This is a genomic window from Mesorhizobium sp. M7A.F.Ca.CA.001.10.2.1, from assembly GCF_003998575.1.
Lineage (GTDB): Bacteria > Pseudomonadota > Alphaproteobacteria > Rhizobiales > Rhizobiaceae > Mesorhizobium.
The window spans coordinates 1-5,058 of the sequence record NZ_RZQY01000436.1; the positions used below are offsets into that span (position 1 = coordinate 1).

Annotated in this window: 10 protein-coding genes; 1 reads left to right on the forward strand and 9 read right to left on the reverse strand. The window is 60.1% G+C overall.

What is annotated here, in order from left to right; genetic code table 11:
* A partial coding sequence (locus tag EN964_RS23990) for a tape measure protein (protein ID WP_164775959.1) occupies nucleotides 1-990 on the reverse strand: 990 nt, incomplete at its 3' end.
* 29 nt (nucleotides 991-1,019) lie between these two features.
* Here EN964_RS23990 and EN964_RS23995 point away from each other — a divergent pair.
* Entirely contained in the window at nucleotides 1,020-1,361 is a 342-nt protein-coding gene (locus tag EN964_RS23995; protein WP_127266608.1) for a hypothetical protein, read from the forward strand.
* Here the strand turns inward: EN964_RS23995 and EN964_RS24000 are convergent.
* From EN964_RS24000 to EN964_RS24035, 8 genes are all read right to left on the reverse strand, one after another.
* Nucleotides 1,344-1,997, reverse strand: a complete 654-nt coding sequence (locus EN964_RS24000) for a gene transfer agent family protein (protein WP_127266609.1) — start codon at nucleotides 1,995-1,997, stop codon at nucleotides 1,344-1,346. The genes EN964_RS23995 and EN964_RS24000 overlap by 18 nt on opposite strands.
* A complete protein-coding gene (locus EN964_RS24005; RefSeq protein ID WP_127266610.1) occupies nucleotides 1,998-2,441 on the reverse strand; it encodes a phage tail tube protein in 444 nt (147 codons plus the stop codon).
* A 70-nt stretch (nucleotides 2,442-2,511) separates the two neighbouring features.
* The gene (locus EN964_RS24010; protein WP_127266611.1) at nucleotides 2,512-2,937 is read right to left on the reverse strand and encodes a DUF3168 domain-containing protein; all 426 of its coding nucleotides are present in this window, start codon (nucleotides 2,935-2,937) and stop codon (nucleotides 2,512-2,514) included.
* Nucleotides 2,934-3,389, reverse strand: a complete 456-nt coding sequence (locus EN964_RS24015; RefSeq protein WP_236383318.1) for an HK97-gp10 family putative phage morphogenesis protein — start codon at nucleotides 3,387-3,389, stop codon at nucleotides 2,934-2,936. Before EN964_RS24015 ends, EN964_RS24010 begins: the two co-directional genes overlap by 4 nt.
* The gene (locus tag EN964_RS24020) at nucleotides 3,350-3,721 is read right to left on the reverse strand and encodes a head-tail adaptor protein (RefSeq protein WP_164748674.1); all 372 of its coding nucleotides are present in this window, start codon (nucleotides 3,719-3,721) and stop codon (nucleotides 3,350-3,352) included. Before EN964_RS24020 ends, EN964_RS24015 begins: the two co-directional genes overlap by 40 nt.
* Nucleotides 3,696-3,896 carry a hypothetical protein gene (locus EN964_RS24025; protein WP_127266617.1) on the reverse strand — a complete coding sequence of 67 codons (201 nt, stop codon included), beginning with the start codon at nucleotides 3,894-3,896 and terminating at the stop codon, nucleotides 3,696-3,698. Before EN964_RS24025 ends, EN964_RS24020 begins: the two co-directional genes overlap by 26 nt.
* 2 nt (nucleotides 3,897-3,898) lie before the next feature.
* Nucleotides 3,899-4,549, reverse strand: coding sequence for a class I SAM-dependent methyltransferase (locus EN964_RS24030; RefSeq protein WP_127266613.1), 651 nt, complete (start codon nucleotides 4,547-4,549; stop codon nucleotides 3,899-3,901).
* Nucleotides 4,461-5,058 (reverse strand): hypothetical protein (locus tag EN964_RS24035; protein WP_206528751.1); only part of this gene is annotated, 598 nt, incomplete at its 5' end. The genes EN964_RS24035 and EN964_RS24030, both read right to left, overlap by 89 nt.

A 5,058-nucleotide genomic window follows, 5' to 3' on the forward strand; every position in this document is an offset into this window, starting at 1 on the left:
GGCGCGCATGGCGGTGAGGAAGGCTCCCAAGGCAACGACCGCGTTGCCAAGCCCAGCCACCATCCCGAGGATCGCGCGACCCGTCAAAGCTCCAATAATGATTGTCGCGAGCTCGACAACGACGTCGGCAACGCCCTTGAAGTTTGTGGCGAGATATTGAAGCGCGGCAACAAGGTCTCGGCTGGCGCCGGCGGAAGCATCCGCGTTTCCGATATAGGCTAGGAATTCATTGTTCACCTGGCCGATGGCGTCGGCGATCGTCGCGTTCGTGACCTTGAACTGCGCCTCGATCGGCTTCTGTGCAGCTAGGATCGCATGGAAAATCCGGTCCGAAGTGATCTTACCTTCCGCGCCAAGAGCCTTCAGCCCGCCGACTGTCGTCTTGAACTCTGTGGCAATCGCTTGCGCTAAGATCGGTGCGTTCTCACGCAGAGACCGCAGCTCGTCACCCTGCAGAACGCCGGAACCCAGCGCCTGACCAAGCTGTAGAATGCCGGCCGCTTGCTCGTTCGCCGACGCTCCACCAGCCTTGAAGGCCTTGGACACGATGTTCGTGACATCGGCGATCTCCTGCTCTGACTTGGCAACACCAGACGCCGAGCGGATAAGCTTCGCGTAAAGGTCGACGTAAGTCTCGAGATCGGTGCGCGCGTCGTTGGCCCCGGCCTTCAGTTCATTGAGCGATCGTGCCGAGACGCCAGCCGATGTTGCTGCGGCGCGGATCTTGTTCCCTGCCGCCGTCCATGCGTCCGCATATTGAGCAATCTCCCTAACGCCAAGTGCAGTGCCGATGCCGGACAGCGGCGCCAGAAGACCTTGGGCAGCGCTCTTCCCGATGCTGTTCAGACGGCTGTCAAATTGACGGGCGCGCCGTTCGATAGCATTAAATTGCGAATTGCTGATCCCGTTCGCGCGGGCGAGGCCCTTTTCGAAGGCCTTGAAATCGGCCGAAAGCTGGACAACCAGCTTTTCGAGGTCAGTTGCTGGCATAGAAGTGGCCAGCTTCTTGGGAGGATCGCATGTTTTCTACCTTGCTCGTGATTGCCGGTCTGACATCAACGCTGACGCCGCAGCAGGCTGACCGATGGATGGGCGCTTACCTTCACTCGATGAAGCTGCACTACGCTTGCCGTGGACACGGGAGCACGTATAGGACAGCGAAAAATATGGCCCTCCGCCAAGTCCAACTGCTGGACCTATATGGACCAAGTGGCCGGTTCACGGTTCGCGATGTCACCAACCTCGATCGCGACCTCCAGGCCGGAAAGGTCACGCTCGACGCGTCCATCAATCTAAAGGATTGCGAGAACCTTTTGCTTGAAGACAAAGCTGACCTTGAGGCATTAGGCGACGGAAAATAGCCGCTCGACCGGCAACAGCGCCACTGGGTTGAACGGCACCTTCGGCTGAAGCCCGATGATAGGTGCGGCGTCCGCGGTCAGCCAGTCCCACAACGCGTCCTTGTCGGCCTCGGAAAGCTGCCTGTCTGACCCTGATTGCGACTTCCGGAAGCCCTCGACGACCGCATGGAATTGCCAGATGCTCATGCCGTTCACCTGTTGCGGTGAATAGCCCATGACTTGGCCGTAGCCGTATAGGACTTCAAAGCGGACCTTCCCGTTTGGCAGATCGTCTAGGGTGACGCCCTCATCCTCTTGGCTTTTTTTTTTAGGCTCGCCTGCCTCGTCGGGAGCGCCCATGCACGCCGCCATCAATATGGCCTGCGCGATCGGCAGGTTTTCCGCCGGCGGGCGGTCCTCGACATAGGATCGAACCAGCGTCAGAGCCTTCGCTGGCTCCATGCCGCCGCCAATCAGACCCAGCCGTATCACGTTCGAAATGTCGGTGGTTCTGCAGGTTCGATCCATGAGACGACCGAGCACCACGAACGGACCGGCATCGGTCTTTTCCTGAAGCTCGGCGAATTCGCCCCAGCCGACGCGGAAGGGATAGGTCCCATCCGCGAAGTCCAGCGTCACCCTGGCGTCGCGGCTCATTTACGGGGTCACCACGCGAACCAGCTCACCGTCGCTCGACATCTCGACGTTGTTGGTCACCCGACCGTTCTTGGACGGGTTACCCATGGTCACGGTTCCGACATGCATGAAACCGGTCCACGTGATGGTTTTCGCAGGGAATTCCATCTCCACTTTCACCGGGATGCTGTCGGGGTTCTCCCAGGCATCGAGCCACGTCTCAACGGATTCGTTGGCGAGAATGCCTTCGCCACTGATCGTCACCGATAGGCTGGTGGCGTCGCGTCCGAGCCAAGCCACCTTGTCGGGGTCGACACAATCCGGGAGGCTGAATTCCTCCAGAGCCTTGGTCAGCGTCATCGACTTGGAAAGAAAGCCGCACGGCGCGGTGTAGACGATCGGGGAGGCGCCGTCACCGAGAAGAACTCGGAACTTGCCGCCTTTGAGGGTGGTTGCGTCAGCCATTTGATGTCTCCTTTGATGGCAGCAATAGCGCCCGCCGGAGCGGGTTTCTCAGGGGTGAGGTGAGGCTGGGCTAGTCGTGCTCGACAACGGCCCGGAACGTGAGCCGAGCGCGGCTGGTTTTGCCGTCCGGATCTCGGACGACGTCGCGCTTGTACAATTCGAACGACAGCAGCGCATTTTCGGTCAGCGGTAGTTCGTACTCGTGCAGCGCCAGCCTGACCGCGTTGGCGATTTTCTTGACCTCGGCCGATCCGACCGCGCGCGACCAGGCGCTCATATCGAAGTAGATTTCGGATCCCGGTATGCAGTCGAAATCGTTCGGCAGCACCTGATCGCCATCGAAGGCGACGTATGGGAAATCAGCCGTGACTTGTTTTGTTGCCTTGTCGCGCGGCACCTCGTCATAGACGCGATCAGCGATCAGCGAGACCAAGTCGGCGAAGCCTTTCAGCCTAGCAACAATGGCGATCTGCAATTCGTAGGAAGCGTCAATCATGATGCCGCCACCTGCTTTGCTGCCTTATTCACTGCCGCGCGGATCGCCCGAGACGATCCTTTCTTGTTTGCCCGCCACGAAACGAAGAAATACGGCTGCGCCGGCATCTCCTGCGTTCCGTGCTCCTGCCACCGGGCGTAATAGGCAACCTCGTTGCCGGCGAAGATCGTCAGCGTCAGATCTCCGCCTAGTGATGCTTTGACCACCGCGACGACGTAGCTGCCCTTCGGTGCCTTGCCCCAGGTCCAGCCGATGCTATCGCGCAGTTCGCCGCGGTCGACAGGCACCAGCGATTTCATCATGGCGACGATGATGTCGGCCTGTTTCTCCATCGCCGCACGGATCATGTCGCGGGCGACTTTAGGTAATGCTGTCAATTTGCGCTGCAACTTGGCGAGCCGGAGGATTGAGGTCATGACGCCACCCCGCTCTCCACCAAGATGTCGATCCATGCGCGATCCTCAGTCGGATTGATCGCCTTGATGGCGTAGGTGATGCCCGTCCACTTAGTGCCGACCCAAGCACCGGATCGCACATCCCTGGCTTGCCAGTCTGTGGTGATTTGCTTGCTCAACGAGTTGGCCCTGACCGTGAGCAGGACAGGCTGGCGTCCTTCCAGACGCGCCGCCATAACCGTCTCAGTGCCGCGAAGATATTGACGCCGGGCAGACACGATGAATCGCTCTTCGAACGGTCCTTCGGTATTGCCGTCATCCGGACCGGAGTACGGGCCGCGGCTGTCGAATGCGATGTTTTCCCTAAGCTGGCCGGTTGTCGTTTTCATCTGACACCTCTGGATCAGAGAACTTACCGCGCTTGCGTAGCCGCACAGCTTTGCCGGCATCGATCGCCGCAGCTCCGCATCGTGTAGTGACAGAAACCGACATCCCATCACGATAGGCGATTGTCACGGCCGGCGTTGGCTTCCAGTCGAAGTCACCAGTGAAGCGAACCCACATGGTCAGACCCTCATGAAAGCCAGCCACGTCCCCTCGACATGCTGGATTAGTCGCCGTCCGCTTTTATGGAGTTCCTCAAGCACAGCCTGCACGTCGACCGTCCCGCGAGCATGGTAATCGTGATAAACGATCATCCCGCCCTTGCGGACACGGTTAAGCGCAAGGAACTGATCCTGCATGACGCCCCTCGCGCCATGATCGCCGTCGATGAAGGCGAAGTCGCATTCCGGAAGATCGTCGATCAGGAGATCGTGCGAACCATGGCGCGCGATCAGGAGCCGGAAGCGCGAATCGTCCAACGCCAGGTGCGCCGGCTGCTGTGGAACCTCACGCCGCTGCACAATCTTGTCGGTGACGTAGCCTTGCGGCACGTCGATGCCGACATAGCGCTCGATCGTCACAACGTTGCGCAGCAATGCCTTGGCAGTGCGCCCTTCATTCACGCCGAACTCGATGGCGACCTTGGGCGCAACCGATCGCGCGAGCGCTACGAGCACCTCTAGTTCGCCGGGGTTCATGAAACGGGCGTTTAGCCCGCTCCAGTCGATCGGATGGACGTCAAGGTCAGCCTGCGGAACGGCCGGCAGCTTGAGCAGCGAAGGCTCGTAGACGGGTCGTTGCGGCTGGAATGTCGATGGTTTTCTGGCAAGCATGGCTGTGGCTGAAACACTGACAGGGGTTGATCGGATCGATGCCGAGGTAAGGCGAATATCGGGCCCCGCCGGCAAAGGATGAAGAGTTCTCGTAGCCGCCGAAGATGACGGTGGCCGGCGTTCCGACCGCCTGCGCGAGGATCGCCGCAAAGCCCGGCGAGGTGACGACGAGCGCGGCGACCGAGGTCAGGGCGGCGATGGTTTCGAAGTCCAACTCACCACGGTGGAATTCGACGTCGGCCTTGATCGGGTGGCCGGCCATCCATTCCTTACCCGACACCAGGTCGGCGACCGACACGACGAAGAAGTCGTCGCGAATCGTTGCGAGCAGGTCGCGATAGGCATCGTGATCGGGATTGCGTGCCTGGCAACCGCTCCACTCGGTGCGCTCGTTCAATGGGCGATAGATGAGGATCGGTTTTTGCGGCCGCCATGTGTCGAGCAGCTGACGAACCTGCTTCATCCAAGCATCTGGAATCGGCAGCCGAAAATCCGCCGTCGCATAGTCC